This is a genomic window from Pseudomonas sp. 2835 (assembly GCF_050435905.1).
Lineage (GTDB): Bacteria > Pseudomonadota > Gammaproteobacteria > Pseudomonadales > Pseudomonadaceae > Aquipseudomonas.
The window spans coordinates 484,345-510,002 of record NZ_JBNDLE010000001.1; the positions used below are offsets into that span (position 1 = coordinate 484,345).

31 protein-coding genes are annotated in these 25,658 nt (G+C 62.1%); 21 read left to right on the forward strand and 10 right to left on the reverse strand.

The genetic code is table 11. The features are described 5' to 3' along the window. The first annotated feature begins 52 nt into the window (after positions 1-52). The gene (locus tag ABIE20_RS01830; protein ID WP_429502319.1) at positions 53-691 is read left to right on the forward strand and encodes a pentapeptide repeat-containing protein; all 639 of its coding nucleotides are present in this window, start codon (positions 53-55) and stop codon (positions 689-691) included. Here ABIE20_RS01830 and ABIE20_RS01835 read toward each other — a convergent pair. Beyond that, positions 688-1,314: a response regulator gene (locus ABIE20_RS01835; RefSeq protein ID WP_429502321.1), complete on the reverse strand. Its 627-nt coding sequence runs from the start codon at positions 1,312-1,314 to the stop codon at positions 688-690. The two genes, ABIE20_RS01830 and ABIE20_RS01835, sit on opposite strands and share 4 nt — an antisense overlap. A gap of 161 nt (positions 1,315-1,475) precedes the next feature. On the opposite strand from ABIE20_RS01835, the gene ABIE20_RS01840 reads away from it, so the two are divergent. The 11 genes from ABIE20_RS01840 to ABIE20_RS01890 all read left to right on the forward strand — a co-directional run bounded on the left by ABIE20_RS01840 (position 1,476) and on the right by ABIE20_RS01890 (position 12,998). Further along, positions 1,476-2,141 carry a response regulator transcription factor gene (locus tag ABIE20_RS01840; protein ID WP_045201960.1) on the forward strand — a complete coding sequence of 222 codons (666 nt, stop codon included), beginning with the start codon at positions 1,476-1,478 and terminating at the stop codon, positions 2,139-2,141. 546 nt (positions 2,142-2,687) lie between these two features. After that, complete coding sequence (locus tag ABIE20_RS01845) at positions 2,688-3,749, forward strand: 3-deoxy-7-phosphoheptulonate synthase (RefSeq protein ID WP_429502323.1); 1,062 nt, start codon at positions 2,688-2,690, stop codon at positions 3,747-3,749. A gap of 95 nt (positions 3,750-3,844) precedes the next feature. Next, complete coding sequence (locus ABIE20_RS01850) at positions 3,845-4,126, forward strand: peptidylprolyl isomerase (protein ID WP_069075821.1); 282 nt, start codon at positions 3,845-3,847, stop codon at positions 4,124-4,126. 93 nt (positions 4,127-4,219) lie between these two features. Continuing rightward, positions 4,220-6,073: an extracellular solute-binding protein gene (locus ABIE20_RS01855; RefSeq protein WP_429502326.1), complete on the forward strand. Its 1,854-nt coding sequence runs from the start codon at positions 4,220-4,222 to the stop codon at positions 6,071-6,073. Beyond that, on the forward strand, positions 6,070-7,128 hold the full coding sequence (locus tag ABIE20_RS01860; protein ID WP_429502328.1) for a microcin C ABC transporter permease YejB: 1,059 nt from the start codon (positions 6,070-6,072) through the stop codon (positions 7,126-7,128). The genes ABIE20_RS01855 and ABIE20_RS01860 overlap by 4 nt, the downstream gene beginning before the upstream one ends. Beyond that, positions 7,128-8,150 (forward strand): ABC transporter permease, encoded by a 1,023-nt coding sequence (locus tag ABIE20_RS01865; RefSeq protein WP_429502330.1) that lies wholly within the window; start codon positions 7,128-7,130, stop codon positions 8,148-8,150. Before ABIE20_RS01860 ends, ABIE20_RS01865 begins: the two co-directional genes overlap by 1 nt. A gap of 29 nt (positions 8,151-8,179) precedes the next feature. After that, complete coding sequence (locus tag ABIE20_RS01870) at positions 8,180-9,571, forward strand: sigma-54 interaction domain-containing protein (protein WP_429502331.1); 1,392 nt, start codon at positions 8,180-8,182, stop codon at positions 9,569-9,571. A gap of 278 nt (positions 9,572-9,849) precedes the next feature. Beyond that, complete coding sequence (locus tag ABIE20_RS01875) at positions 9,850-11,241, forward strand: GntP family permease (RefSeq protein WP_429502333.1); 1,392 nt, start codon at positions 9,850-9,852, stop codon at positions 11,239-11,241. 10 nt (positions 11,242-11,251) lie between these two features. Beyond that, complete coding sequence (gene hbdH / locus ABIE20_RS01880) at positions 11,252-12,022, forward strand: 3-hydroxybutyrate dehydrogenase (RefSeq protein ID WP_429502335.1); 771 nt, start codon at positions 11,252-11,254, stop codon at positions 12,020-12,022. A gap of 56 nt (positions 12,023-12,078) precedes the next feature. Next, the gene (eco, locus tag ABIE20_RS01885) at positions 12,079-12,558 is read left to right on the forward strand and encodes a serine protease inhibitor ecotin (protein WP_429502337.1); all 480 of its coding nucleotides are present in this window, start codon (positions 12,079-12,081) and stop codon (positions 12,556-12,558) included. A 164-nt stretch (positions 12,559-12,722) separates the two neighbouring features. Continuing rightward, positions 12,723-12,998 (forward strand): peptidylprolyl isomerase, encoded by a 276-nt coding sequence (locus ABIE20_RS01890; protein WP_007932676.1) that lies wholly within the window; start codon positions 12,723-12,725, stop codon positions 12,996-12,998. On the opposite strand, the gene ABIE20_RS01895 is transcribed toward ABIE20_RS01890, so the two are convergent. Beyond that, the gene (locus tag ABIE20_RS01895; RefSeq protein WP_429502340.1) at positions 12,995-13,255 is read right to left on the reverse strand and encodes a DUF1652 domain-containing protein; all 261 of its coding nucleotides are present in this window, start codon (positions 13,253-13,255) and stop codon (positions 12,995-12,997) included. The two genes, ABIE20_RS01890 and ABIE20_RS01895, sit on opposite strands and share 4 nt — an antisense overlap. Positions 13,256-13,531: 276 nt before the next feature. On the opposite strand from ABIE20_RS01895, the gene ABIE20_RS01900 reads away from it, so the two are divergent. Next, complete coding sequence (locus ABIE20_RS01900) at positions 13,532-15,859, forward strand: autotransporter outer membrane beta-barrel domain-containing protein (RefSeq protein WP_429502342.1); 2,328 nt, start codon at positions 13,532-13,534, stop codon at positions 15,857-15,859. On the opposite strand, the gene ABIE20_RS01905 is transcribed toward ABIE20_RS01900, so the two are convergent. After that, positions 15,856-16,482 (reverse strand): LysE family translocator, encoded by a 627-nt coding sequence (locus tag ABIE20_RS01905; protein ID WP_429502344.1) that lies wholly within the window; start codon positions 16,480-16,482, stop codon positions 15,856-15,858. The two genes, ABIE20_RS01900 and ABIE20_RS01905, sit on opposite strands and share 4 nt — an antisense overlap. A 175-nt stretch (positions 16,483-16,657) precedes the next feature. On the opposite strand from ABIE20_RS01905, the gene ABIE20_RS01910 reads away from it, so the two are divergent. Continuing rightward, the gene (locus ABIE20_RS01910; RefSeq protein ID WP_429502346.1) at positions 16,658-17,467 is read left to right on the forward strand and encodes an AraC family transcriptional regulator; all 810 of its coding nucleotides are present in this window, start codon (positions 16,658-16,660) and stop codon (positions 17,465-17,467) included. Positions 17,468-17,546: 79 nt separating this feature from the next. Further along, on the forward strand, positions 17,547-18,173 hold the full coding sequence (locus ABIE20_RS01915) for a LysE family translocator (RefSeq protein ID WP_429502347.1): 627 nt from the start codon (positions 17,547-17,549) through the stop codon (positions 18,171-18,173). Here the strand turns inward: ABIE20_RS01915 and ABIE20_RS01920 are convergent. Beyond that, complete coding sequence (locus ABIE20_RS01920; RefSeq protein WP_429502349.1) at positions 18,151-18,846, reverse strand: metallophosphoesterase; 696 nt, start codon at positions 18,844-18,846, stop codon at positions 18,151-18,153. The two genes, ABIE20_RS01915 and ABIE20_RS01920, sit on opposite strands and share 23 nt — an antisense overlap. 182 nt (positions 18,847-19,028) lie before the next feature. Between ABIE20_RS01920 and ABIE20_RS01925 the strand changes: the two genes are divergently transcribed. From ABIE20_RS01925 to ABIE20_RS01935, 3 genes are all read left to right on the forward strand, one after another. Then, entirely contained in the window at positions 19,029-19,367 is a 339-nt protein-coding gene (locus tag ABIE20_RS01925; RefSeq protein WP_429502351.1) for a hypothetical protein, read from the forward strand. 15 nt (positions 19,368-19,382) lie between these two features. Then, entirely contained in the window at positions 19,383-19,709 is a 327-nt protein-coding gene (locus ABIE20_RS01930; RefSeq protein ID WP_429502353.1) for a DUF2388 domain-containing protein, read from the forward strand. A 78-nt stretch (positions 19,710-19,787) separates the two neighbouring features. Continuing rightward, on the forward strand, positions 19,788-20,069 hold the full coding sequence (locus ABIE20_RS01935; RefSeq protein ID WP_429502355.1) for a hypothetical protein: 282 nt from the start codon (positions 19,788-19,790) through the stop codon (positions 20,067-20,069). 9 nt (positions 20,070-20,078) lie between these two features. Here the strand turns inward: ABIE20_RS01935 and ABIE20_RS01940 are convergent, their stop codons facing one another. The 5 genes from ABIE20_RS01940 to ABIE20_RS01960 are packed head-to-tail and all read right to left on the reverse strand — an operon-like array spanning position 20,079 to position 23,217. Beyond that, the gene (locus ABIE20_RS01940) at positions 20,079-20,606 is read right to left on the reverse strand and encodes a DUF2867 domain-containing protein (RefSeq protein ID WP_429502357.1); all 528 of its coding nucleotides are present in this window, start codon (positions 20,604-20,606) and stop codon (positions 20,079-20,081) included. A gap of 12 nt (positions 20,607-20,618) precedes the next feature. Continuing rightward, positions 20,619-21,044: a bleomycin resistance protein gene (locus tag ABIE20_RS01945; RefSeq protein WP_429502359.1), complete on the reverse strand. Its 426-nt coding sequence runs from the start codon at positions 21,042-21,044 to the stop codon at positions 20,619-20,621. A 30-nt stretch (positions 21,045-21,074) separates the two neighbouring features. Further along, on the reverse strand, positions 21,075-21,422 hold the full coding sequence (locus ABIE20_RS01950; RefSeq protein WP_429502360.1) for a hypothetical protein: 348 nt from the start codon (positions 21,420-21,422) through the stop codon (positions 21,075-21,077). Between the two features lie 47 nt (positions 21,423-21,469). Next, positions 21,470-22,462, reverse strand: a complete 993-nt coding sequence (locus tag ABIE20_RS01955; RefSeq protein ID WP_429502362.1) for a fimbrial protein — start codon at positions 22,460-22,462, stop codon at positions 21,470-21,472. A 26-nt stretch (positions 22,463-22,488) separates the two neighbouring features. After that, positions 22,489-23,217 carry a fimbrial biogenesis chaperone gene (locus ABIE20_RS01960; protein WP_429502363.1) on the reverse strand — a complete coding sequence of 243 codons (729 nt, stop codon included), beginning with the start codon at positions 23,215-23,217 and terminating at the stop codon, positions 22,489-22,491. A 110-nt stretch (positions 23,218-23,327) separates the two neighbouring features. Between ABIE20_RS01960 and ABIE20_RS01965 the strand changes: the two genes are divergently transcribed. Beyond that, complete coding sequence (locus ABIE20_RS01965) at positions 23,328-23,771, forward strand: hypothetical protein (RefSeq protein ID WP_429502365.1); 444 nt, start codon at positions 23,328-23,330, stop codon at positions 23,769-23,771. On the opposite strand, the gene ABIE20_RS01970 is transcribed toward ABIE20_RS01965, so the two are convergent. Next, positions 23,707-23,913, reverse strand: coding sequence for a DUF6434 domain-containing protein (locus ABIE20_RS01970; protein WP_429502367.1), 207 nt, complete (start codon positions 23,911-23,913; stop codon positions 23,707-23,709). The two genes, ABIE20_RS01965 and ABIE20_RS01970, sit on opposite strands and share 65 nt — an antisense overlap. Positions 23,914-24,058: 145 nt before the next feature. Here ABIE20_RS01970 and ABIE20_RS01975 point away from each other — a divergent pair, with 145 nt between their 5' ends. Both ABIE20_RS01975 and ABIE20_RS01980 read left to right on the forward strand, forming a co-directional pair. Continuing rightward, entirely contained in the window at positions 24,059-24,292 is a 234-nt protein-coding gene (locus tag ABIE20_RS01975) for a hypothetical protein (protein ID WP_429502369.1), read from the forward strand. Between the two features lie 260 nt (positions 24,293-24,552). Further along, on the forward strand, positions 24,553-25,287 hold the full coding sequence (locus ABIE20_RS01980; RefSeq protein ID WP_429502371.1) for a hypothetical protein: 735 nt from the start codon (positions 24,553-24,555) through the stop codon (positions 25,285-25,287). Positions 25,288-25,658: the final 371 nt, after the last annotated feature.

Genomic DNA, 25,658 nt, shown 5'->3' on the forward strand with positions numbered 1-25,658 from the left:
TGTTGGAGCGGGCTTGACCCGCGATAGCCATTTCACAGCCCAGGAGATCTCCATGAAATACCTCCCGCTCTTGCTCACCCTCGCCTGCACTGCCGCCCTCGCCGACGACGACGTGCCATTGACCCTCAACGGCTGCACCATCGCCCAGGAAAGCCAGTGCCCCAACGCCAACCTGCGCAACGCCGACCTCAGCAACCAGGACCTGCGCAAAATGAACCTGGCCGGTGCCGACCTGCGCGGGGCGAACCTGCGCCACGCGCGCCTGGACCTGGCCAACCTGGAAAAAGCCCAACTGCAAGGCGCCAACCTCACCCGCGCCAGCCTGCAGCAAAGCAACCTGCGCCTGGCCGACCTGCGCGATGCCAGGCTGATCGCGGTACAGGCCTGGGGCATGTTCGCCCAGGGCGCCAACTTCGAGAACGCCGACTTGAGCGCCGCCTACCTGGAATTCGCCCGCCTGTCCGGGGCCAGACTGCACAACAGCAAACTGCAGGCCGCCGACCTGGAAATGACCTGGCTGAGCAAGGCCGACCTCAAGGGCGCCAACCTGGCCGACGCCAACCTGCAAGAAGCCAAGTTCGGCGAAAGCAACCTGGAGCAAGCCGACCTGCGCGGCAGCCGCCAGCATTACGCCAACTTCCAGGACAGCAACATGGAGGGCTGCCAGGGCTGCCCGAAAACCTGGGACTAGGCCGCTACACGCAGCAGGCCCGCCTCGATGGCCAGATGCACCAGTTCGGCCTGGGAGGCGACCTGCAATTTGCTTTTAAGCAGGGTCAGGTAGTTGGACACGGTCTTGGCGCTGATGCACAGCTGCTCGGCAATCAACCGGGTCGGCGTGCCCTTGGCCAGCATCAGGAAGATTTCCGTTTCACGCTGGGTCAGGCCCTGGATGCGGGCGCTGCCTGCCTGGCAGGCCAGGTCGGTGGCCAATGCCTGCTCGATGTAGGCATGCCCGGACAATACCCGGCGCACCGCTTCAAGCAGTACTGTCGGCCCCGCCGCCTTGGACAAAAAACCACAGGCGCCCGCCGCCATCGCCTGGCGCACCAGGCCAAGGTCGGTATGCTCGCTGAAGAATAGCACGCGCAGTTGCGGCAGGCGCTGGCGCAACCTTCGGGTGGTTTCCAGGCCGCTGATCCCGGGCAGGCCGACGTCCATGATCACCAGCCCCGGCAACTGCTCTGCGACCTTGTGCAGGGCCTCTTCGCCGCTGCCCGCCTCGATCACCGGCATGCCCTGCAAACCCTGTTGCAGCGCAGCAGCCAGGCCCAGGCGCAGCATCGGGTGATCATCGACCAGCAATATGGCCATCTTCGCAGCTCCGGCAGGTTTACCCCATGCTAGAACGCGCGTCTGGGCGCCCGGCTACTACTTTGGTACTGTTTTGCTTGTCGATGGTCGCATTCCCAAAGCGTTGCACCTGGCCTGTAATGAAGGGGTGCAGCACAACCACAACAATAAGGTGCAAAGCCATGTACAAGATTCTGATCGCCGACGACCATCCGTTGTTTCGCGAGGCCATCCACAATGTCATCAGCGACGGCTTTCCTGGCAGCGAGGTGATGGAGACCGCCGACCTCGACAGCGCCCTGGCGATCACCGGCGATCACGATGACCTCGACCTGATCCTGCTCGACCTGAACATGCCCGGCATGCATGGCCTGGGCGGTTTGATCAACCTGCGCAACGAGGCGCCGACCATCCCGGTGGTGATCGTTTCGGCCGAACAGGACAAGCAAGTCGTGCTGCAGGCCATTACCTACGGCGCCGTGGGCTTTATCACCAAATCCTCACCACGTTCGCAGATGACCGAGGCCATCGAGCAGATCCTCAACGGCAACGTCTACCTGCCGCCGGACATCATCCGCACGCAAAAGAGCAGCAGCCGGCGCAACCAGGGTGACCATCAGGGCTTTGCCCCCGAGCTGCTGCAAGCCCTGACCCGCAAGCAATTGCTGGTGCTCGAACGCATGACCAAGGGCGAATCGAACAAGCAGATCGCCTACAACCTCGACATCGCCGAAACCACGGTCAAGGCCCACGTCTCGGCGATTTTGCGCAAGCTCAACGTGCACAACCGGGTGCAGGCGATCCTCAGTGCCGGCGACATCGACTTCACCGCCTACCTGCGACGATAGTCACGCTCCATCACCATCATGCAAATTAGCCATTGAAACCTGGGCAAGCCCTGAAGTAAGCTCGGGCACATCAACTGGAGAGTCACATGTCGCACACCACCCTCACTCACGCTTGCAGCACTGGTCGCCTGTCGCGCCCCGTGGCCGCTGCCGAGTGCGCGACTGCCTCCCCGGCAGCGTTTTATTTTGGGTATTGGTTTAGCCACAGGCGCCGCTGATACCCACACCGGCGCCCACTTTCAAGGGGCCGCCGAACACGAGAATACTCAACCCCCGGTCGGCCCCCCGACCGGGGGTTTTGCGTTTCAGGCCCCCGGCAATCAACGAATTACATTGAGGAACAGAACATGAACTACGCCACCTACCGTTACCAAAGCTTCACCTTCTGGCGATTTAGCCAATCCCGTTCGGGCCAGCCTGCCGCCTCCGTTCGGTCACTTGTTGGTGGCACACAAACACATGACGCCAATCCGGCCAACTGTCGAACACCTCGATAGGGCCGTCCGCGCGGGGCAGACCCCGCCAGCCGCCCAGGGAATCCAGAACATGCAATCGTCCACCCTCGCTCTGCCACTGTCCGAACCCAGCGCTGCCAACAGCGCCGTCAGCCAACGCCTGCCGAGCCCGATGTTGCTCAAGCAGCAAATGCCGCTTTCCCCCGCCCTCGCCGCCCAGGTCGAAGCCCACCGCCGGGCCGTGCGCGCCATCCTCGATGGCCACGACCAGCGCCTGCTGCTGATCGTCGGCCCTTGCTCGCTGCACGACCCGCGTTCAGCCCGCGAGTACGCCCAGCGCCTGGCGCGCCTGGCCTTGGATGTCAGCGACAAGATGCTCCTGGTGATGCGCGCCTACGTCGAAAAACCGCGCACTACCGTCGGCTGGAAAGGCCTGGCCTACGATCCGCACCTGGATGGCAGCGACGACATGCACGGCGGTATCGCGCTGTCGCGCGGGCTGATGCTGGCGATGCTCGAATGCGGGCTGCCGGTAGCCACCGAGCTGCTGCAACCGATGGCGGCCGGCTACTTCGATGACCTGCTGAGCTGGGCGGCGATTGGCGCGCGCACTACCGAGTCGCAGATTCACCGCGAAATGGTCAGCGGCCTGGGCCTGCCGGTTGGCTTCAAGAACGGCACCGACGGCGGCGTCGGCATCGCCTGCGACGCGATTCGCAGCGCTGCCCACGGCCATCGGCATTTCGGCATGGACGTGCAAGGCTACCCGGCGATTGTCGAAACCCTGGGCAACGCCGACACCCACCTGGTGCTGCGCGGCGGCAGCAAGGGCCCGAACTACGACCGCCAGAGCATCGCCCTGGCTCGCCAGGGCCTGGCCAAGGCCGGGGTCGCGGCGCGGATCATGGTCGATTGCAGCCATGCCAACAGCGGCAAGGACCCGCTGCGCCAGCCGGCAGTGTTCAACGAGGTGCTTGAGCAACGTCTGCAGGGTGATACGTCGCTGATCGGTATGATGATCGAGGGACACCTGTTCGACGGATGCCAGACGCTGGGCGCGCAGCCGCTGAAATACGGCGTGTCGATTACCGACGGTTGCCTGGGCTGGGATTCGACCGAGCGCTTGCTGCGTGAGGCGGCTGAGCGGTTGTGAGCCTTATCGCGGGGCGATCCGCCTTGCCCCGCGATTACTATCAGCCAACTCTTATTTACGTTAGGCTTCAGGTTTTACCCCAAGGAGCCACTCCCATGGCCAAAGCCACTGCCCGTCACATCCTGGTTGCCACTGAAGACAAGTGCAACGAACTCAAAGCCCAGATCGAAGGCGGCGCCGATTTCGCCGAAATCGCCAAGGCCAACTCCACCTGCCCATCGAGCCGCCAGGGCGGCGACCTGGGCTCGTTCGGCCCCGGCCAGATGGTCAAGGAGTTCGACACCGTGGTGTTCAGCGCCCCGGTCAACACTGTGCAAGGCCCGGTGAAGACCCAGTTCGGTTATCACCTGCTGGAAGTGACCAGCCGTCAGGACTGATCGCTACTCTGCAAACCGGCCTTCAGGGCCGGTTTGTTCACGCAAGTGACCTGCTAAGCTTCAGCCACAGTCGTGGTTCAGGTGGTCAGGCGCTTGCGAATCGCTCCCTTCCCCTTCCTGTTGTTCGTCTTCGGCCTCGCCCTCGCCTGGCCGTGCGCCGCCACGCCAGCGCCTGTGCACGCCCTGACCGTCTATGGCGAAGCACCGCGTTACCCGGCAGGTTTTTCGCACTTCAGCTATGCCAACCCCGCTGCGCCCAAAGGCGGAACCCTGCGCCGCTCGGCCATCGAACTCGGCCAGTTCGACCACATCATTCCCTACATCGACAAGGGCATTGGCGTTGCCGAGGTCGATGGCTGGCTGTATTCACCGCTGGCGCTGCGTTCCCAGGATGAGCCCTACACCGTGTACGGGCTGGTGGCGCAAAAGCTCGAGCGCGATCCGCAGGGACTGTGGCTGCGCTTTTATCTTGACCCACGCGCGCGTTTTGCCGATGGCCAGCCGATCCGCGCCGAGGATGTGCGCTACACCTTCGAGCTGTTCATGCGCGCCGGCAATCTCAGGTACCGCACCCAGTTCGCCGATATCTGCGAGGTGAAGGTCGAGAACCCACGGCAGATCATCTTTTACTTCAAGAACAACCAGAACCGCACCCTGCCCCTGGACCTGGCGACCCTGCCGGTATTGCCCGAGCACTGGTGGAAAGACCGCGACTTCGCCAATGGCGCAGGCTTCGAGGCGCCGCTGGGCAGCGGCCCGTACAGCGTCGGGCGGGTCGACAACGGCCGCAGCATCACCTTCGAGCGCGACCGCAACTGGTGGGGGCGCGAACTGCCGGTCAACCGTGGCCGCTACAACTTCGACCAGGTGCGCATCGAGTACTTCGGCGATACCGAGGTGGCGCGCCAGGTGCTGCGCGGCGGGGGCTTCGACTATAACCGCGAGTTCTCCGCCACCGCCTATACCCTCGGCTACGCCAGCCCGGCACTGGACGATGGCCGCCTGCAGCGCGCGCACCTGGCCAAGGACGCACCGCAGACCGCCCAGGGCTTTGTCTTCAACCTCCAGCACCCGGTGTTCAAGGACCGCCGGGTGCGCCAGGCGCTGGCCTTGCTGTGGGATTTCGAGTGGAGCAACCGGCAGATGATGCGCAACCTGTACATCCGCCAGCAGAGCTTTTTCGCCAACAGTGACCTGGCGGCGCGCCACTTGCCCGACGCCCAGGAGCTCAAGCTGCTCGAACCGTTGCGCGGGCAGGTGCCCGACGAGGTCTTCAGCCAGGTGTTCGAGGCGCCGCGCACCGACGGCTCGGGGCTGATCCGCGACAAGCAGCTGCAAGCCCTCGAACTGCTCGAAGCGGCGGGCTGGCAACCGCGCGGCGATCAACTGGTCAATGCCGAAGGTCAGCCGCTGACCTTCACCTTCCTTAATGGCCAGGCCGGTTTCGAACGCCTACTGCTGCCCTGGAAGCGCAACCTGGCACAGATCGGTATCACCCTGGAGATCCGCCGCATCGACGCCTCGCAGTACGTCAACCGGCTGATGGCTCGTGATTATGACCTGATCGTCACCGGCTACCCGGTGTCGCCGTCGCCGGGGCTTGAGCTGTACAACTATTTTGGCTCGGCGGCAGCCACCGACCCAGGCTCGAACAATTACATGGTGCTCCAGGACCCGGCAGTCGACCGCCTGCTCGACGGCCTGGTCAAGGCCGAAACCAAGGCCGACATGCTTCGTCATGCCCACGCCCTGGACCGGGTGCTGAGCTGGAACTACTACTGGATCCCCAACTATTACCCACCAGGCAGCTCGACGGTGTGGTGGAACCGCTTCGGCCTGCCCAAGGTGCAGCCGAGTAACGACGAAGGCCTGGACAGCTGGTGGCAAGTCAGCCCGACACCGCTGACCAACGCACAGATGGCCGAGCGCCAGGGAAGCCGGCCATGATCGGTTACATCCTGCGCCGCCTGCTGCTGATCATCCCGACCTTGCTGATTATCCTGCTGGTCAATTTCGTCATCGTCCAGGCCGCCCCCGGTGGCCCGGTCGAGCAAGCGGTGGCGCGCCTGCAGGGCATTGGCGGCGGTGCCCCCGGGGCCAGCGGCGAAACCCTGCACGCAAGCTCCAGGGCCAGCCGTGGCCTGGACCCCAAGCTGCTGGAGGACATCAAGCGCCAGTACGGCTTCGACAAGTCGGCGCCCGAACGCCTGTGGCTGATGCTCAGCCAATATGCCCGGCTGGACTTCGGTTCGAGCTTCTTCCGTGGTGCCAAGGTCACCGACCTGATCCTCGAGAAGATGCCGGTGACCTTGTCGCTGGGCTTCTGGGCCACGCTGATCACCTACCTGGTGTCGATCCCTTTGGGGATCCGCAAGGCGGTGCGCCACGGCACCGCGTTCGACGCCTGGAGCAGCAGCCTGATCGTCATCGGCTACGCCCTGCCCTCGTTCCTGTTCGCCTTGCTGCTGATCGTGCTGTTTGCCGGCGGGACTTCGCTGAACTGGTTTCCGGTGCGCGGGCTGGTCTCGGAAGATTTCGACCAGCTCAGCTTGCTGGGCAAGATCGCCGATTACTTCTGGCACCTGGTGCTGCCGGTGGGCGCGCTGGTGATTGGCGGCTTTGCCACCCTGACCCTGCTGACCAAAAATGCCTTTCTCAACGAGATCACCCGCCAGTACGTGATCACCGCCCGGGCCAAGGGCCTGAGCGAGCAACGGGTGCTGTACGGGCATGTGTTTCGCAACGCCATCCTGCTGGTGGTGGCCGGCATTCCCCAGGCGCTGATCAGCGTGTTCTTTGCCGGCTCCTTGCTGATCGAAGTGATCTTTTCCCTCGACGGCCTGGGGCGCATGAGCTACGAGGCGGCGGTGTCACGGGACTATCCGGTGGTGTTCGGCTCGCTGTTCATCTTTACCCTGTTCGGCCTGCTGGTGCGCCTGATCGGCGACCTGTGCTACACCCTGGTCGACCCGCGCATCGACTTTGCCACGAGGGCACACTGATGTTCAGCCTGTCGCCGGTATCGCGCAGGCGCCTGCAGCGCTTTCGGCGCAACCGCCGTGGCTGGGTTTCGCTGTGGCTGTTTGCCTTGTTGCTGCTGGTGAGCCTGGGCGCCGAGCTGGTAGCCAATGACAAGCCGTTGCTGTTGAGCTACCAGGGCCAGCTGTATTACCCGGCGTTCAAGCGCTACAGCGAGCAGCAGTTCGGCGGCCAGTTGCCGTTTCAGCCGGACTACCGCAGCCAGTACGTACGCCAGCTGATCGAGGGCCAGGGCGGCTGGATGCTGTTTGCACCGGTGCCGTTCAGCGCCGACACCCCCAACTACGACTTGCTGGTGCCCGCGCCCAGCCCGCCGTCGGCGGTCAACTGGCTGGGCACCGACGACCAGTCCCGCGATGTATTGGCGCGGGTGCTGTATGGCACCCGGGTGTCGATTCTGTTTGCCCTGGCGCTGACGCTGATCAGCACCCTGATCGGCATCGCCGCCGGCGCCTTACAGGGCTACCACGGTGGTTGGGTCGACCTGATCGGCCAGCGTCTGCTGGAGGTTTGGTCGGGCCTGCCGGTGCTGTACCTGCTGATCATCCTCAGTGGCTTTGTCGAGCCGAACTTCTGGTGGCTGCTGGGAATCATGGCGCTGTTTTCCTGGCTGGCGCTGGTGGATGTGGTGCGCGCCGAGTTCCTGCGTGGGCGCAACCTCGAATACGTGCTGGCCGCCCGCACCCTGGGCCTGCCGGATCGCTGGGTGATCCTGCGGCACATTTTGCCCAACGCCATGAACGCCACCCTTACCTACTTGCCGTTCATTCTCACCGGCGCCATCACCACCCTCACCGCCCTGGATTTTCTCGGCTTCGGCATGCCGGCCGGCAGCGCGTCGCTGGGCGAGCTGGTGACCCAGGGCAAACAGCATTTGCAGGCGCCGTGGCTGGGCTTTACCGCCTTCTTTGCCCTGGCCTTGATACTGTCGTTGCTGGTGTTCATTGGCGATGCCTTGCGCGAAGCCTTCGATCCACGGGCATAATCGCAGCCTTTACCCCGGCGGAGCGGCCCATGCAGGACAGTGACAGCCTCAAGGACTACCAGCAGGTGCGCCTGCTGGCGATTCGTTCGCTGTTCGAGATCATCGAGCAATCCAGCGAAGGCACGATCATCGTCGACCGCGATGCGCGCATCGTCTGGATGAACCAGCGCTACGCCCGGCGCTTTGGTCTTGAAGACGCCAGCAGCGCCATCGGCCAGCCGTGCGAGAGCGTCATCCCCGGCAGCCTGATGCGCGAGGTGCTGAGCAACGGCCGACCGATCCTGCTGGACATGCTCGACACCCCCAAGGAGCCGCTGGTGGTCATGCGCCTGCCGGTGCACGACGCGGCCGGCACGCTGATCGGCGCCATCGGTTTTGCCCTGTTCGACGAGTTGCGCAGCCTCTCGCCGCTGCTCAAGCGCTACGCCAGCATGCAGCAGGAACTGGCCTCGACCCGTTCGTTGCTGCGCGCCCGCCAGGCCAAGTACAGCTTTGCCCAGTTCATCGGCACCAGCGCTGCCAGCCTTGAGGTCAAGCGCCGCGCCCGGCGCGGCGCCAGCAGTGACTCCCCGGTGTTGCTGCTGGGTGAAACCGGCACTGGCAAAGAGTTGCTGGCCCATGCCATTCATGCCGCTTCGCCGCGGGCGCACAAGGCCTTTGTCAGCATCAACAGCGCAGCAATCCCGGAGACGCTGCTCGAAGCCGAGTTCTTCGGCACCGCCCCGGGCGCCTTTACCGGCGCCGAGCGCAAGGGCCGCCCGGGCAAACTGCAGATTGCCGAGGGCGGCACGCTGTTCCTCGATGAAATCGGTGACATGCCTTTGCCGCTGCAAAGCAAGCTGCTGCGCGTCTTGCAGGAGAAGGAGTACGAGCCGGTCGGCTCCAACCAGATGATCCAGAGTGATGTGCGAATCATTGCCGCGACCTCCACCGACCTGCAGGCGGCCATGGCCCGTGGTGAGTTTCGTGCCGACCTGTACTACCGCTTGAACGTGCTGCCGATCCAGGTGCCGCCGTTACGTGAGCGCCTGGAGGATTTGCCGGCCTTGAGCGAGGCGATTCTTGAAGAGCTGGGCAGCCAGCACGAACTCGACGATGACGCCCAGGCGCTGCTGGCCAGGCATGCCTGGCCGGGCAATATCCGAGAGCTGCGCAATGTACTGGAGCGGGCCACCTTGCTGGCCGATCAGCCGCGCCTGGGATTGCGCGATGTACTGGCGGCGCTGGGCGCCCTGGCGCCGCTGCAGGTCCAGGCGCCGGTGCTGAGCTATAAACAGGCGTGTGCGGATTTTGAGCGGCAGTTGCTGGAGAACACCCTTTCGCGCTGTGCCGGGAATGTGCCGGAAGCGGCGCGGCAGCTGGGGTTGGGGCGGTCGACGCTGTACAAGAAGCTGGTGGCGCTGGACATAAAGTCTCATTAAATAGAATTAGATCTCCATATAGAGACGAACACCGATTCCTGTGGGAGCCGGCCTTGCCGGCGATGCAAGGCGCAGCCTTGCCAGGCTTGAGGCTGCTTTGCAGCCCATCGCCGGCAACGCCGGCTCCCACAGGGCTTGTCTCAACATAGAGACAGATTTAATAGAACTCATTAAACAATCTATTTTTTACCTTTAAATTCAACGACATATAAACATGGCACGATTCCCGCTATCGCCTCTCCACCCATAAAAACAAGATGCACCCAAGGAGACACTCGATGAGTGTGATCATCGCCCTGGCAGCCCTGGCGCTGCTGATGCTGGCTGCCTACCGTGGTTATAGCGTTATCCTCTTCGCCCCCATTGCCGCCCTTGGCGCGGTGCTGCTGACCGACCCTTCTGCGGTCGCCCCGGCCTTTACCGGGGTGTTCATGGAAAAAATGGTCGGTTTTATCAAGCTGTACTTTCCGGTGTTTTTGCTCGGTGCGGTGTTCGGCAAGCTGATCGAGCTGTCGGGCTTTTCGCGCTCGATCGTCGCCGCCGCCATCCGCCTGCTTGGCACACGCCAGGCCATGCTGGTGATCGTGCTGGTCTGCGCCCTGCTCACCTACGGCGGCGTGTCGCTGTTTGTGGTGGTGTTTGCGGTGTACCCGTTTGCTGCCGAGATGTTCCGCCAGAGCAACATCCCCAAGCGCCTGATCCCGGCAACCATCGCCCTGGGTGCGTTCTCGTTCACCATGGATGCGCTGCCCGGCACCCCGCAAATCCAGAACATCATCCCCAGCACCTTCTTCAACACCACCGCCTGGGCCGCGCCCTGGCTGGGCCTGATCGGCACCTTGTTCGTGTTCTGCACCGGCATGCTCTACCTGCAGCGCCAGCGCAACAAAGCCCAGCGCGCCGGCGAAGGCTATGGCACGGATCTGCGCAACGAGCCGGAAACCGCCGCCGACCTCAAGCTGCCCAACCCGCTGCTGGCGCTATCACCGCTGCTGCTGGTGGGGGTGATGAACCTGCTGTTCACCCACTGGATTCCGGCCTGGTACGGCAAGACCCATAGCCTCAGTTTGCCAGGCATGAGCGCGCCGGTGCAGACCGATATCGCCAAACTCACGGCGATCTGGGCGGTGGAAGCGGCCTTGCTGCTGGGCATCTTGCTGGTGCTGGTGGCAGGCTTTGGCGCGATCAAAAGCCGCCTGGCCGAAGGCAGCAAAAGCGCGGTCAGCGGCGCCCTGCTGGCGGCGATGAACACTGCTTCCGAGTATGGCTTCGGTGCAGTGATCGCCTCGCTGCCGGGCTTTCTGGTGTTGGCCGACGCGCTCAAGGCGATCCCCAACCCGCTGGTCAATGAAGCAATTACCGTGACCTTGCTGGCCGGTATTACTGGCTCCGCTTCCGGCGGCATGAGCATCGCCCTGGCGGCGATGTCCGACAGCTTCATTGCCGCCGCCAACGCCGCCAGCATTCCCCTTGAGGTGCTGCACCGGGTCGCGGCCATGGCCAGCGGCGGCATGGACACCCTGCCGCACAACGGCGCGGTGATCACCCTGCTGGCAGTCACTGGCCTGACCCACCGCGAGGCCTACAAGGATATTTTCGGCATAACCCTGATCAAGACCCTGGCAGTGTTCGTGGTGATTGCTACGTTCTATGCCACCGGTATCGTTTAAGGAGCACCTCATGAGTCTCAACGGCAAAACAGCAGTCGTCACCGGCTCCACCAGCGGCATCGGCCTGGGCATTGCCCAGGTATTGGCCAAGGCCGGCGCCAATTTGATCCTCAATGGCTTTGGCGATGCTCGCGCGGCGATCGCCGAGGTCGCCCGCCATGGCACCCGGGTCGGCCATCACCCGGCCGACCTCAGCGATGTGGCGCAGATCGAAGACCTGTTCGCCTATGCCACGCGCGAGTTCGGCGGCGTCGATATTCTCGTCAACAACGCCGGCATCCAGCATGTGGCGGCGGTCGAGGAATTCCCGGTGGAGCGCTGGGATTCGATCATCGCCGTCAACCTCTCGGCAGTGTTCCATGGCACCCGCCTGGTGCTGCCGGGCATGCGTGCGCGCAACTGGGGACGGATCGTCAACATCGCCTCGGTGCACGGCCAGGTCGGCTCCACCGGCAAGGCCGCTTATGTCGCCGCCAAGCACGGGGTGGTCGGCCTGACCAAGGTGGTCGGACTAGAAACCGCCACCAGCAACGTCACCTGCAATGCCATCTGCCCCGGCTGGGTGCTGACGCCGCTGGTGCAGAAACAGATCGATGACCGTGCCGCCAGCGGGGTCGATCCGCAGCAGGCCCGGCACGACTTGCTGGCCGAGAAGCAGCCGTCATTGGCCTTCGTCACTCCCGCACACCTGGGTGAGCTGGTATTGTTCCTCTGTAGCGAGGCTGGCAGCCAGGTTCGTGGCGCTGCCTGGAACATCGATGGCGGCTGGCTGGCCCAGTGACGGGCAGCTTTCGACCTGGCTGCGGCATCGTGTTTTTTTACCTGCAAGGAGGCCTTATGCGCCCACTCTCCCTCACCGCGTTGTTCACCCTGACCCTGGCGGCCGCTACTTCGGTACAAGCCGCGAGCCTCAAGGATGTAGCGCCCTACCCCGAGGCCGAAAAAGGCTTTACCCGCCAGGTGATCCACCTGCCAAAACAGGCTGACGAGTCGGCCTACAAACTTGAAGTACTGGCTGGCAAGCAGCTGGAAGTCGACTGCAACCGCCAGCACCTGGGCGGCAACCTCGAAGAGCAGACCCTGCAAGGCTGGGGCTACAACTACTACCGCCTGGAAAAGGTCTCGGGCCCGGCCTCGACCCTGATGGCCTGCCCGGACGGCAAGAAGAAACAGGCGTTCGTGCCGGTGGTTGGCGACGGTTTCCTGCTGCGCTACAACAGCAAGCTGCCAGTGGTGGTGTATGCGCCGGAAGGTGTCGAAGTACGCTACCGCGTGTGGTCGGCTTCGAACAAAGTGAAAAAAGCTACAGTGGAATAAAGCGTTGCAGCTTGAATAACAGCCCTGTGGGAGCGGCGGTGCGGTGCAAACAGGTACTGTATGCCTTTCGCCGGCACCGACGCCCTTGAGCAATTTCGTGACCGCCAAGAGCTGCGCGATCAGGCATAATGCGCGGTTTTTACCCGTTGCGAAGGTAGGTTCAGATGAAAGCACAGGCCCGGCATATTCTGGTCAAGACCGCTGAAGAGGCAGAACAGCTCAAGCAACGCATCGCCAAGGGCGAGGCGTTCGATGTGCTGGCCAAGAAGTACTCCACCTGCCCGTCCGGCAAGCGCGGTGGCGACCTGGGCGAAGTGCGTCCGGGGCAGATGGTCGGCGCCATCGACCAGGTGATTTTCAAGAAGCCGCTGCGCACCGTGCACGGCCCGATCAAGAGCAAGTTCGGCTACCACCTGGTGCAGGTGTTCTACCGCGATTAAAGGCTGTCGCGACGGCGCTGCGAGCGTTGACTGCGTTGGTCTTCAAGGTCATTGCGCAGGCCGACGATCAGGTTGGAAATCGCCCGGCTGCTGGTCAGTTGCTCGGCATTGATGCCGGTCACCAGCAGGTCGACCCGCTGGCAGCTGCGGTCGAACACCCGCACGGTCAGCGAACGGTCGGCGGCCAGGGAGCACTGGCAACGTGTAGGTAAGAAACTGCTTTCTATGATATTGCGCAACTCCAGGGTCGAGAGCATCGGTACATCTCCTTGGCAGGTGGCGGACAGCGGTTCCGTGTTGCCCGGTCCAGCCCCAAGACTAGGCCATATTTCCCAGGCGAATCAGACCCTTTCACTATAAGTACCTGTCGCTTTCGCCAGCCTGCGGGCAGTAGCGGCCATTCGCCACCCAGCATTTTTACCAGTTGCCGATATTGCCGAATGCTCTATACCTGCACTGCAAGACCCGTCCGGTACTAACAGGGAGGCTGGACAGCCAGTGGGGCAATGCCTGGAAGATACGGAGCCTGCCTGATGCGAACCTCGCTTATCGCGGTACTCAGCGCCCTACCCTTCACCGCCCTGGCCCAGAACCTGGTGGTCAACCCCGGCGATGTCTACGGTGTCGTCGTCCAGACACCCTTGGTTGATGACTTCCTGATGACCGGCGGCATTTTGCAGTCCCTGGCGCAGGGCGATGGCCGCGATACGTTCAATATGTCACTGGGGCAAATCATCGGCGCCTTCGAGGACGGTGACATCGCCTTCTTCTCCGGCGGCAGCATCGGCCGGGTCGACATGAAACTGGACAACAACATTTTCAGCATGTCCGGCGGCACCATCGTCGGCAACCTGGTCACAGGTTTTGGCAATGACCAGATTTTCCTCAATGCCGGGTTCATCGGCGGCAACATCAGTACCAGTGGCGGCACCGATGTCTTCGTGATTACCGGGGGTACGCTGCAAGGTAACCTGCTGGCCAGTTTCGGCAATGACTCGCTCAAATGGCAAGGCGGTGTTATCCGCGGCAGCGTCGACATGGGCGGCGACGATGATGTGGCGAGCCTCGAAGGCCTCGACAGCTCGGTACTCAACATCACCGTCAACGGAGGGGCAGGCATCGACACCCTGACCTTCAACAACAGCCAGCCGGTAGGGGGCGATCGCTACATCAACTGGGAAACCGTCAACCTGGTCAACGCCAGTGTTTTCAAGCTCGACACCCCCCTGACCCTGGGCGATGCCAGCGCCGTTGCGGCGCCCACAAGCCTTAACATCGACAGCAGCAGTTCTCTGGTCTCGCGCTCCGGAACGGTGGGCCCGTTTACCGCCGGCCAGCCGCTGACGGTCAACAACAGCGGGATTATCGACCTGAGCAGTGGTGGCGATGCCCAAGGGCGGTTGACCGTCAAAGGCAACTACGTCGGCAACGGCGGCACCCTCAAGCTCAACAGCGTACTGGGCGGCGATGGTGCGCCGTCTGATCGGCTGGTGGTCAGCGGGGGGACGATCTCCGGCAGCACCAACCTGCAGATCAGCAACTTCGGCGGCGCCGGTGCGGTAACCAGCCAGAATGGCATCCAGGTGGTTGAAGCCATCAACGGCGCCACCAGCAGCAACACCGCCTTCGTCCAGACCCGGACCCTGTCGGCCGGTGCTTTTGACTATCGGCTGTTCAAGGGCGGGGTGACAACTGATAGCGTTGACAGCTGGTACCTGCGTTCCACCGTTGTGGTGCCTACCCCGTTGCCGGAGCCAGTTACACCTGTTGAACCCGGAACACCGGTTGATCCTGGTACGCCAGTCGATCCCGGTACACCGGTAGTGGTGATCCCACCCCCAACCCCCGGCCCTGCTCCCGACCTACCTGAGTTGCCGCCACCGCCGGCGCCCGGCGAGAGCATCCCGCTGTACCGTCCGGAGGTGGCCACCTACGCCGCCGCGCCTCGAGCTGCGGCGTTGATTGCCCGCGCGGCGCTGGGTACCTTTCACCAGCGTCAGGGCGACCAGAGCCTGCTGAACCAGGATGGCGCGTTATCGGCCAGCTGGGGCCAGGCCTATGGCGACAGTTTCCACCAGAGCTGGTCGGGCACTGTCAGCCCAAGCCTGGATGGTAGCCTGTACGGCTTCAAGGTTGGCCAGGACCTCTATGCCTGGCTCAACGATGATGGCATGCGCCAGCACGTCGGCATGTATGTCGGTCACAGTCGCCTGAGCGGCGATGTAAAGGGCTTCGCCTTGGGCTTTGAAGACAACAAGGTTGGCGACCTGCAACTGGACAGCGACAGCGTTGGCGCCTACTGGACCCTGATCGGCTCGCAGCAATGGTATGTCGATGCCGTGCTGCAGTATTCGGACCTCGACGGCCGGGCCAAATCCGATCGCGGCGACAAGCTCGACCTCAACGGTCACGCCTGGACAGCTTCACTGGAGGCCGGCTACCCGTTCCCCCTGTCGCCACGCTGGACTATCGAGCCGCAGGCGCAACTCATCGCCCAGAAGGTCTCACTGGACAGCGCCAACGACAGTGTCGCCAACGTCAGTTTCGACGCCCAGACCGAGCTCACCGGGCGCCTGGGTGTGCGCCTGGAAGGCAACTTCAAACCCGCTGCCATGCCCCTGCAACCCTACCTGCTGGTCAACATCTGGCACGGGGACGGTGGCCGCGACACCCTGACCTTCGACGACCTCGACAAGGTCAAGACCAACTACCGTTACACCTCCATGGACATCGGTACCGGCCTGGTCGCGCAGATCAACCAGAACTTCAGCGTGCATGCTGGCATCGACTACACCACCAACCTCGACGCCCAGCAACAGGAAGGGGTCGGCGCCAATCTTGGCATACGCCTGAGCTACTAGGCCCGCCGCGCTGCCAGCAAGCCGATGCCGGCGCAACTGAGCAGCGCGGCACTGACCCGGTTGAACAGCCGCCGTGGGCCGGGTTGGTTGAACCAGCGCTGCAGGTAGGCACCCAGCCAGCCATAAATCGCGATGGCCAGCCATTCCAGCAGCAGGAACATGCCGCCCAGCCAGGCGAACTGTTCGGCCACCGGTACCGGGCTGCCAACGCTGATGAACTGCGGCAGGAATGCGGTAAAGATCAGGATCGCCTTGGGATTGCCCGCAGCCACCCAGAACTCCTGGCGCGCCAGGCGCAAGGTGCCGCGGTTGCGCCCATCGGCCACCTGCGCCTCGCCCACTGGCGAGCGCCACAGCTGCCAGGCGATGTAGAACAGGTAGACGGCGCCCAGCACCTTGACCACCAGGAACAGGTATTCGCTGGTGTGCAGCACCACCGCCAGGCCCATGGCCGCCAGCACGATCATCCCGGCAAAGGCCAGCAGCCGGCCAATACCTGCCACACAGGCAATGCGCAGGCCATAACGGCTGGCATTGTTCAGCGACAACAGGTTGTTCGGGCCGGGGGCCATGTTCAGGGCAAAGCAGGCCGGGATGAACAGCGCGAGGGTGGACAGGTCCATGGGGGGTCTCCGGTGACAGGAGCCACAAGATTCCGGTGCACAGCGAGTCGGGGTCAAGGTACAGCTGGGTGAAAAAACTGTGTTCCTGGCAACGTGCCTTGCGCAACTGTTGATCAGTGAATTACTCGCGCCAGCTTGATAAGCTCGAAAGCTCGCCCCCTTGAGACTGTCGCGCATGCTTCGGGCAACTGGCATAAACCCTCCACTGTTCTGGCGTGATCCGACCCTGCCCTTTGTCGAAAGCCGCCGCGCTTGCGACAGCCGTGCCTGCTACAAGGCGCACAGCCATCCGAGCTTCTCGATTGGCGCTGTCGATCAGGGCTGCAGTGTGTTCACTGGCGCGGGCAAAGCGCAAACGCGCCTGTTCCCCGGCACCCTGGTGTTCGTCCCGGCGCACTGCGTGCACGCCTGCAACCCTGAACCCGGGCTGAGCTGGAGCTACCAGATGCTCCATCTGGACGCCGCCTGGCTGCAGGACCTGCGCCTGGAGTCGGCCCTGGCCCCACAGGTTCAGGCAAGGCCTGCACGGATCAGCCGCAACCCCTCCAGCTATGAGCGCTTTACCCGGCTCAACGAGCTGCTGTTCTCCGAGGCCAGCCCTCATGAGAAAGAGACCGCGCTGATCGAGTTCATCGGTGATCATGATGATCCGGCGCCAGCCACCGTGGTGGATGGGCTTGACCGCAGCCTGCAACCCTTGCTCGAGCGCCTTGCCCAGGAAGACGCCAGCAGCCTTTCACTGGGGCAACTGGCGAGCAGCGCCGGCATGGGCCGTTACCAGTTAATCCGTGCGTTCCGCGCAGCGACTGGCCTTACCCCCCATGCCTGGCAGCTGAACCAGCGCATCAACCGCGCCCGCCAGTGGTTGCGCAAGGGCCAGGACATGGCCGATATCGCCTATCGCCTGGGCTTTGCCGACCAGAGTCACTTCCAGCGGGTATTCAAGGCCCATACCGGGGTGACGCCCGGTTCGTACCGCGCCTGAACGCGCAATTTTCTTCAATACAGACGCAGCCGCCGCTACGGACAATCAGCAGCCCTCTCGCTGAAGAAGTCCGAAACCGATGGAACAGTTTTTACTCATTGCCGCCGCGCACTTTCTCGCCTTGCTGTCCCCCGGCCCGGATTTTTTCCTGGTCGCGCGCACCTCGATGAGCGCCGGCTGGCTCAAGGCGACAGGCGCCTGCCTGGGCATTGCCCTGGCCAATGGTGCGTTCATTGTCGCAGCCTTTGCCGGGGTGTCGGCGCTGCGCCCGGACAGCACGCTGTTCGCCGTCATCCAGTTGGCCGGTTGCGCCTACTTGCTGTACCTCGGCGTGCTGTTCATACGCCATGCCGGCAGCAGTTCGCTGACGCAAATGGCCGATCCCCGGCTACTGCTGAAGAACCCGTGGTTCCAGGGGCTGGTGATGGGCTTCGTGTCGGGGATACTCAACCCCAAGAACGCGCTGTTCTACGTCAGCCTGGCCAGCATGGTCGCGGCCAGCCAGGCCAGTACTGGCTGGAAATGGCTGTATGGCCTGTGGATGTTCAGCGCAGTACTGCTCTGGGACGTACTGGTGGCCGCGGCCATTGGCAACCTGCGGGTGCGCCGGCGCTTTGCACGGCTGCTGCCATCGCTTGAACGGGTGTCGGGGGCGGTGCTGATGGTGTTGGCGCTTGGAGTGATCATTCACCTGGCGTGGCGTTGAGCACCGTGAGGCTGGCGAGGTCGAGCAGGCTGAACTGGCCGCTGGCCCAACCGCCGGTGTCGATATGCCAGATGTTGCCGAGCACCCGCACTTCGCGCTGCGGGGTGTGCCCGACCACCAGCGCCCGCAGCCCCTCGACCGGTGTCTCATCGCCGGCAGCCAGGCGCTTGCGCGACCATTGGCAAACCTCCTGGACCTCGCTCGGTGGCGTGCCGGCCAGCAGCTCACGCAGCTGCGACCAGCGGCCGAACGGGCAATCGGCATGCAGCAGGGCGATCAGCCCGCCTGCGGTTTCCACCTCAAGGGCCAGCGGCAGGCGCCGAAAACGCTCGGCGAAGCGCGCCTGTTCATCGCTGTCCAGGGCCAGGAACCAGCCGCCGCCGGCGGCGCGGTACTGGCTGTAGTCGAGGGTGCCGCCGTCGACGTGGGTGATCGCCAAGGCTTCATGGTTGCCCTGCACCGCGTGAAACCATGGTTTGGCCAGCCACTCCAGGGCCTGCGGGCACTCCGGGCCGCGGTCAACCAGGTCGCCAACGCTGAACAGGCGGTCTACCGCCGGATCGAAGCCAATAGCTGCCAGCCGCTCCTGCAGGCGTGAAAAATGCCCATGGATATCGCCCACGGCAACGTCCCGCCCGCGCCTGTTGGCTGTAAACCGCTCGATCCTGCGCACTACCGACTCCTCTGTTTTAAATCTGCACAAGCGTACAATGAAGCCTGTGCAGCGAACTGCGCAAGGCCGTAGAGCGACAAGTTCTGCCTGCAACGCCCGGGTTAGACGTCGGGCTTTTAGCCATCAGCTGTTATGCTGGGGGTTTTCCAGCCGTCGGATGACGGCAGCAAGCAAGGACGCTTATGCGCAAACGCATTCGCCCATGGGACAGCAACGACCTGGGGGTACTGACCCTGGCCATCGCCGCACTGACCGGCGCCGTATGGCTGACCCTGTCGTACTGGATAGACCAGGAACGCGGCTGGGTACGCATGCCCCGTGGTGGTCGCACGGGCTCCGGCTACATCACCTACTACGCCGACCTGCAGCCAGAAGAATTCCACCGGACCCTGTTGTTCAACCTGTGGTTTGCCGGCGCATTACTGATCGTCGGCCTGCTGCTGTGCTGGGCGGTGACGAAAATGCGCCGCTATCCGTCATACAACCGTCACACAGCTTCACGCAACACCCCTCTCAAGTAACGGAGCGGCAGTAACATGGACGTGGGCAAGATTGCAGCACTGCTGGTGGTGCTGGGGCTGACATCGCCGGCCAGGGCCGGTGAACCGATCGAAAACCCGATCGAACGCAGCACCATGGTGGTGGCAATTGGCGTCAGCGTCGTCGTGGCCAGCCCGTTTATCACAACCACCGGTGCGCCGGCGCTGTTCAAGTCGGCCAAGGATGACGCCACCGCGTTCGTCGGCTCCGACGGCGCCATACGCGGCGTCGCCTTCGAACGTGCGGTGCAGGAATACCGGGCCGGCAGCGGCCCACGGCCGATGAGCGACATGCAACTGGCGCTGGCCATTGTCACCCTGTAGCAGCGCCGAACCTGCACCTGCCCAAGCGGTCCAACCCTTAGAGCCTGTTGTTAAGCAACAGTGCCGAGGAGGATACCCATGGTCACTCACTTCAAGACCGCCGGCCATCTTGCTTGCGGTCATCACGGCAAGAACCTGGTCGCCACCAGCGAACTCAATCGGGTCAAATGCCGTAGCTGCCGCAACACCGATGCGTTCAAGACCGCACGCAAGGACCAGCGCAATGCCGCCCGACGGGCGCGCAGATCTGCCACGCAACATACTGCCAGCGACTGGCGCAGTGCCTGGATCGAGCGCCTGAGCGCCCTGCCCGGCCGCCAGCGTTTGCCACGCGGGTTTGCCGGCCAAGGTTTCGTCTGAGACCAGCCTCTACCTGGCGCGGATCAAGCGCTTGAGGGCAATGGGCGCGATAAACCGGTGAAACGGCGCGACCGGCAGCATGTACAAACGCCCGAGACGATTGTGCGTGTGCACCACGGTGGACACCACGATCTCGCGGCGGTTGTCGGCGCCCAAGGGTAGCCGCAGCAGGGAGATGTAGACGTCCAGGTGCTTGTCGCGATCGACCAGCAGCACTTCGTCGGGGTTGTTGCTGATCAGGGTGAAAATACCGATGCGTTCATCGACCCGGTAAGACCCCTCGTCGCGCTCAAGGTCGACCCTCGACAAGCGCCCCAGGTCTTTCAGGCCGCACAGGCGAACCAGGCGATTGCGCAGCACCATCAGGTTATCGATCCAGCCCGGCATGCTGCTCATTAGCCGCAAGAAATGGCCCAGCGCCGTGCGCTCGGCGTTTGCCACCTGCGCCCGGTGCGCATCGACGAAATAGGCGCCGGCCAGTTGCAGGTGGATGCGCGCATTACCCGGAACCGCACAGCCAGTGATGGGCGTGTTCATTTGCCGGTGTCCTTATGTGCAGGGGCGAAAGCCGAGGTCTTGGAAAAAGCGCAGCAAGTAGCCATCCGGGTCCTGAATCAGGAAATTGCGCTGGCCGGCTTCACGCTCATCACTGCGGTACCAGTGATCCTCCACCCCACGCCGCAACGGGTAGCCGGCGGCCTCGAATGCGCCGGCCAGTGCAGTGGCGTCTTCACAGCGGATTTGCAGGTTCAGGCCTCGGCCAAAAGGCGCATCAAGCGGGCCGACGCGCCAGGGTGACTCGCTGTGCCAGTCCTGCTCGAGCATGATCTGGCTGTTGCCCAGCGAGAGGAAGGCGAACTTGTCCTCGGGGCGTTGGTACTCCAGCGCAAAACCGCCAATGTCGCAGTAAAACTTAAGGCTGCGCTGCAGGTCGCTGACGATCAGTTCCGGCACCAGTGCGTTCATCTTGAACATCGGGATTTCCCTATAAAGGTAAAGAGTGGCCTAGCCCCGGTGCTCGCTGCTGAGCACACGGGCATCCTGGTCGATGTAGAAGCGCCAGAGGTTGCGGCATTGAACGAAGGTCACGATGGTTGCCGGTGGCTGGCTCATGGTCTCGGTGAGGGCCAGAAACGTGACCTGGTCACAGGCCGGTTGGCGGGCGATAGCGTACAGCGCCTGGCGCTGGGCCCGGCTGATGCGTTGCACACCCTCTTCCCCCCAGCGTGCGTAGGTATTGGTGTGCAATTGCGGGCTATATACCGGCAGCAACGACTCGTCGATGACCGGCGCCACCTGCGTGCTGCAGCCGGTCAGTAGCACAAATGCAACCCAGTAAAGATACCGATACACCGCTGCGCCTCCCTGGCAAAGCGGCGAGTCTACAACAGCCCTGCAGCTTACTTATAGAAAATATCCAGGGTCGCGCCGGCGTTAAACTCACCGAAGGTCGGCGTCGCGCTCATCCATTTCAGGCGTGCCAGTAAGTTGTGGGTGTTGGTGGTCGAAGTGGTCTTGGGGGTCAGCAAGAACTCTTTTTTGAAAAACAACGCGCGTTGATCGTCTTCGTTGATCAGGCTGATGCCCACCGACTTATTGTCGGTCGGGATCAGCGTGTCCTGGGCCGCGTTCAAGGTCGCGGTCAACGGCTCCAGATATCCGCCCAGGCCGTAGGCGGCATTGCAGGTGCGCTGTTCGGTGATGGTGAACGGTACTTCCTTGATCGTTGCGCCGACCTTGGCGCCTGAGGTACGGATCGCACCGAAATTGATGACACTCGGCTGGATGTTGATCGACGACTCGCAAGGCAGGTAGCGAAATTTGTTCAGGCCGTTGACGGTGATGTTGTAGCTCTCGCCGGGCCGCACACCGCCAACCCCGTCAAACTGGAACGCCCGGTAGTTGGCAAGTGAAGTGATCGGTCCTTCCTTGTTATCGCCTGCTGGCGACTTCTTGACGAAGAACAACGAGTAGGTCATGGCTTTGCTTTCTTTTTGCCAGCCGCAAGTATCGCCTTTTGGACAGCCGGCCACAGTCCAACCGATGTCCAGCTTTCCACCCGTTAGGGAAGAGTACAAATAGTCTTTACCTTGGTAAGTGACGCCGATTTCGATGTCCTTGCCAAGATTGACCCTGTTCGGGTTCATGTAGAAGTAAATTTTTTCACTAGGGCTGCCCTGAAAGTCCACCCAACACTCGACGCTGATGGTTTGCGTGGGTTGTCGCCAGAGAATTGTGCCGGCAGGCAACGAGTTGGGAATGGCGGTGGTATCGGTAATGGTGGTCGTGTCATTGATGAGCGCCGAACCGGTCTTCTGGCATTTCAGCGCATAGCTGTCAGGAATGCTCAAAAAAAACAAAACGCCAATAAAAAGTAACTGTCTGCTAAACATGGCAACGCCTTCCGGATTAATCACAACTACAGCTCGCTACGACGCGCATGGGCCAGCCCGGCGTCGCTGATAAAGGCGTACGCCACCTGGCCGACGGGCCGGTCGCAGCCGCTCACGGACAATGGATAGGTTGAAAACGGCGCAATCATCAGATGATCAATGACCTTGCCGCAGGCGGCGCCTGAATGATCAAGCAAACCGACCTCGGTCAGGGTGAGGTAATAGGGCGAGTCGTTGCGCGCTTCATAGCTGTCGCCTGCAATTGCAGACCAGCGCAGCTGCTCCACAGCCTCCTTGACCGAGCCCGGTAATTGCGGCCGGTAGAACAGCTTGAGGTTGTGCTGCAAGGCAATCGCCATGGCGTTGCTGTCGGCGGTCTTTTTCGGAATTTGCAGCACCTTCAGCAACAGGAACGACTCGCGGTCCTCAGGCAGGCCCTGCCCCTGATAGAGAATGTCGGTCGATGCCTTGCTGTTGGCGGGGATCAGCAACAAGGGTTTCGACACGGCCATGGGCAACTCGCGGCTGTCCTGCTTGTCGCCCCAGTCGAGCTTGACCTGCACCAGTGCCGGCTCATTGCCCTGATTGACGATAATCAGCGGCAACTGCTTCTGCGTGCCCTCGAAAACGAACCGGGTAAAGCCGTCGAAGGTGATGTCGGCCCGTGCCGAAGCGCTGGCCATTACCGCTAGTAAAATGCCAGCAACGGTTTTGAGCGTGCGCACAAGCTGAGGAATGCGGGGATCGAAAGTCATGCGCCGATTCTGGACTTGCCCGCGGCAGGTCTGTATCAGACGATTCCTAAAGGCAATCACAGGGCACGGGCAACATGGGTATCATGTGCAGCTCTGAAGGAGCAGCAAGCATGAATACTGTGGCAACGGACCGGGAATTACTGAAACTGGCGGCCAGGGCTGCCGGCTATGAACTCATCGACTGGACAGACGCGTGGCCAGGCATTGCAGGGCACCCGAGGGTCGGTGAATACGGTTTTCTGCTGCGCGTTGAGCAACGCCCAGTGTTGTGGAACCCACTGCTGGATGATGGCGATGCCCTGCGCCTGGCGGTGAAACTGGGTATTCATATCGATTGCGCGTTTCTCTGCGCGATGCCGAGGGACCTTTACGGAAACAACCCGGACGACTGGACTGAAGGATCAGATATCGACTCGGACGACGAGTGCGAGTTGATGCGCCGCGCCATTGTTCATACCGTGGCCCGTATCGGCAAACGCCAGGATCAGATCAACGGTGAGTCCGCGTCCACTCATCCGCCACGTCGCCCATCGTCAGAGGTTCCGCCGTTTTAATCCAAGCCATGAAGGCCCGATCGAACTTGAATGACGCCCCGCACTGGCCAATCAGAAACCGCCGGACCTCCTGGGTATTGCGGTAATGCTTGTCCAGCGGCGTGCTGCGGGTAATCGGCCCTGCGTGCCAGTCGAAGCTCATTTCCGGTTCCCTGGATGGTGTGGTTCGCCCAAAGCCTAGCACTGCCCAGGCCACAAAACACCAGCAGGGTGACCCGCACCGTTCAAGGCAGTGGATAGATCTGCCAGTACCCGCTACCTTGAGGCTTCACGCAAGGAGTTCGAACATGGCCGATAAATATGTTGGAAAGCTCGTGGGGGTCGGCACGGACAACGTGCAGTACGTGATCAACATTTATCAGGACGAGACCGTTGAGCGCTCATCTCACGGCATGGTTCGCCATGAAGGCCGCAAGCATTTCGAGATGCAGTTCGGCGGTGATGTGAAACAGATTTCCGAGACGGAGTACGAGATTGTGGCCACGGGCATCAGGGTCACTGTGCGCGATGACCAACGCTAGCCTCACCCCTTGCGTTTGTTCCTGTTCTTGACCCCGCCCTGGCGTGCTTTGAATTTCGGATTTATCTCGCCAGATCGATTCGCCCGAATTGCCTTCACCTGATACGCATCGAAGCCTATGTCTTGCCCCTGAATGCGCGCCAGCATTGACACTGTTCCGGCAGGTTGATGTTAATATTCGGCGCGGCCACGCCGCACTGCGCAACAGGAGCAGCATGCATACCTTGCAGGTATGCTGATTTTTGATAAGGACTATTTCTCATGCGTTTTCAACGTTCGGGCATCGCCGCCCTTCTCGCCACATTAACCTGCACGGCTGTCCTGGCCGCAGATGACATTTCGGGCGTCGCCCTTGGATCCTCGTTGGCTGTCGCCAAAGAAGCCATTGCAGAGGCAAACCCAAACTTCAAGCTTTCGCCCTTGATGCTGCGTGACGGCAAGGAAGCCGGCGTTACAGCAGTTACAGCAGACCGACTCAAAGGAACCGGCCTCAGCAATGCGGGGGGGCCTTCTGACGAGTTTGCAGCGCTGCAGAATGATGCCGGAAAAGTCTGGTTCATTGCGCGTGTTCAACGCTTCGAAGATGGGTCGCGCATCAAGACAGAGGCGCTTAAAGCGGCCTTGACTGAAAAGTTCGGCAAACCGTCGAACATTACCCAGATGATGACGCTCGGCCTCGTCTGGCAGTACGACCGCGACGGGAAACAGTACTTTGGCCCCAGCTCAGAGGGCCCATGCAAGGGCGTGCGCAGCGCCAACAGCAACATTCCCGGTGTGTCGTTTCCCGCGCCGCAATCGTTTAGCCCAACCTGCGGGAAAATCATCGAGGTTGGCGCTTCGGAACAACCAGACGAAATGGTGCCTCACTACACGGTGTCCATCATCGACGTCAAATCGATGTTTGACGAGCTGGCTGCGCGTGATGCTAACGCCGAAGCCGATCGAAACAAGAAACTGTCTGATGAGCAAGCGAAGAACGTAAAACCCAAAATCTGACAGGAGACGCTGTACATCTTTGCGCCGTCAAAAAACGCAGAATGTGTGCAGCCAACCTCCAATCTGCATCACCAATGGCGGCCCGTCCTCAAGGAATTGGGGATCGGCTACCGGCGGCCATACAGCCGAAAGAGCAAGCGCAGCGATTGAGGGGCAGATCAGGCTGTTCAGCCAAAATGAGAATCGTCTGATGTCGAGCAGGAGGCGGGATAGGTAGCTTTACCTATTCATTTCTGACAGTACGAATTAGCAATGTCCATACAAAACTCGGAATTTACGCAGAGCAAGCAAGCAAGCAAGCAAGCAAGCAAGCAAGCAAGCAAGCAAGCAAGCAAGCAAGCAAGCAAGCAAGCAAGCAAGCAAGCAAGCAA

Coding starts and splice junctions, on each gene's coding strand:
- ABIE20_RS01830 (WP_429502319.1), top strand. CDS start 53: ATGAAATACCTCCCGCTCTTGCTCACCCTCGCCTGCACTGCCGCCCTC.
- ABIE20_RS01835 (WP_429502321.1), bottom strand. CDS start 1,314: ATGGCCATATTGCTGGTCGATGATCACCCGATGCTGCGCCTGGGCCTG.
- ABIE20_RS01840 (WP_045201960.1), top strand. CDS start 1,476: ATGTACAAGATTCTGATCGCCGACGACCATCCGTTGTTTCGCGAGGCC.
- ABIE20_RS01845 (WP_429502323.1), top strand. CDS start 2,688: ATGCAATCGTCCACCCTCGCTCTGCCACTGTCCGAACCCAGCGCTGCC.
- ABIE20_RS01850 (WP_069075821.1), top strand. CDS start 3,845: ATGGCCAAAGCCACTGCCCGTCACATCCTGGTTGCCACTGAAGACAAG.
- ABIE20_RS01860 (WP_429502328.1), top strand. CDS start 6,070: ATGATCGGTTACATCCTGCGCCGCCTGCTGCTGATCATCCCGACCTTG.
- ABIE20_RS01865 (WP_429502330.1), top strand. CDS start 7,128: ATGTTCAGCCTGTCGCCGGTATCGCGCAGGCGCCTGCAGCGCTTTCGG.
- ABIE20_RS01870 (WP_429502331.1), top strand. CDS start 8,180: ATGCAGGACAGTGACAGCCTCAAGGACTACCAGCAGGTGCGCCTGCTG.
- ABIE20_RS01875 (WP_429502333.1), top strand. CDS start 9,850: ATGAGTGTGATCATCGCCCTGGCAGCCCTGGCGCTGCTGATGCTGGCT.
- hbdH (WP_429502335.1), top strand. CDS start 11,252: ATGAGTCTCAACGGCAAAACAGCAGTCGTCACCGGCTCCACCAGCGGC.
- eco (WP_429502337.1), top strand. CDS start 12,079: ATGCGCCCACTCTCCCTCACCGCGTTGTTCACCCTGACCCTGGCGGCC.
- ABIE20_RS01890 (WP_007932676.1), top strand. CDS start 12,723: ATGAAAGCACAGGCCCGGCATATTCTGGTCAAGACCGCTGAAGAGGCA.
- ABIE20_RS01895 (WP_429502340.1), bottom strand. CDS start 13,255: ATGCTCTCGACCCTGGAGTTGCGCAATATCATAGAAAGCAGTTTCTTA.
- ABIE20_RS01900 (WP_429502342.1), top strand. CDS start 13,532: ATGCGAACCTCGCTTATCGCGGTACTCAGCGCCCTACCCTTCACCGCC.
- ABIE20_RS01905 (WP_429502344.1), bottom strand. CDS start 16,482: ATGGACCTGTCCACCCTCGCGCTGTTCATCCCGGCCTGCTTTGCCCTG.
- ABIE20_RS01910 (WP_429502346.1), top strand. CDS start 16,658: ATGCTTCGGGCAACTGGCATAAACCCTCCACTGTTCTGGCGTGATCCG.
- ABIE20_RS01915 (WP_429502347.1), top strand. CDS start 17,547: ATGGAACAGTTTTTACTCATTGCCGCCGCGCACTTTCTCGCCTTGCTG.
- ABIE20_RS01925 (WP_429502351.1), top strand. CDS start 19,029: ATGCGCAAACGCATTCGCCCATGGGACAGCAACGACCTGGGGGTACTG.
- ABIE20_RS01930 (WP_429502353.1), top strand. CDS start 19,383: ATGGACGTGGGCAAGATTGCAGCACTGCTGGTGGTGCTGGGGCTGACA.
- ABIE20_RS01935 (WP_429502355.1), top strand. CDS start 19,788: ATGGTCACTCACTTCAAGACCGCCGGCCATCTTGCTTGCGGTCATCAC.
- ABIE20_RS01940 (WP_429502357.1), bottom strand. CDS start 20,606: ATGAACACGCCCATCACTGGCTGTGCGGTTCCGGGTAATGCGCGCATC.
- ABIE20_RS01945 (WP_429502359.1), bottom strand. CDS start 21,044: ATGTTCAAGATGAACGCACTGGTGCCGGAACTGATCGTCAGCGACCTG.
- ABIE20_RS01955 (WP_429502362.1), bottom strand. CDS start 22,462: ATGTTTAGCAGACAGTTACTTTTTATTGGCGTTTTGTTTTTTTTGAGC.
- ABIE20_RS01960 (WP_429502363.1), bottom strand. CDS start 23,217: ATGACTTTCGATCCCCGCATTCCTCAGCTTGTGCGCACGCTCAAAACC.
- ABIE20_RS01965 (WP_429502365.1), top strand. CDS start 23,328: ATGAATACTGTGGCAACGGACCGGGAATTACTGAAACTGGCGGCCAGG.
- ABIE20_RS01970 (WP_429502367.1), bottom strand. CDS start 23,913: ATGAGCTTCGACTGGCACGCAGGGCCGATTACCCGCAGCACGCCGCTG.
- ABIE20_RS01975 (WP_429502369.1), top strand. CDS start 24,059: ATGGCCGATAAATATGTTGGAAAGCTCGTGGGGGTCGGCACGGACAAC.
- ABIE20_RS01980 (WP_429502371.1), top strand. CDS start 24,553: ATGCGTTTTCAACGTTCGGGCATCGCCGCCCTTCTCGCCACATTAACC.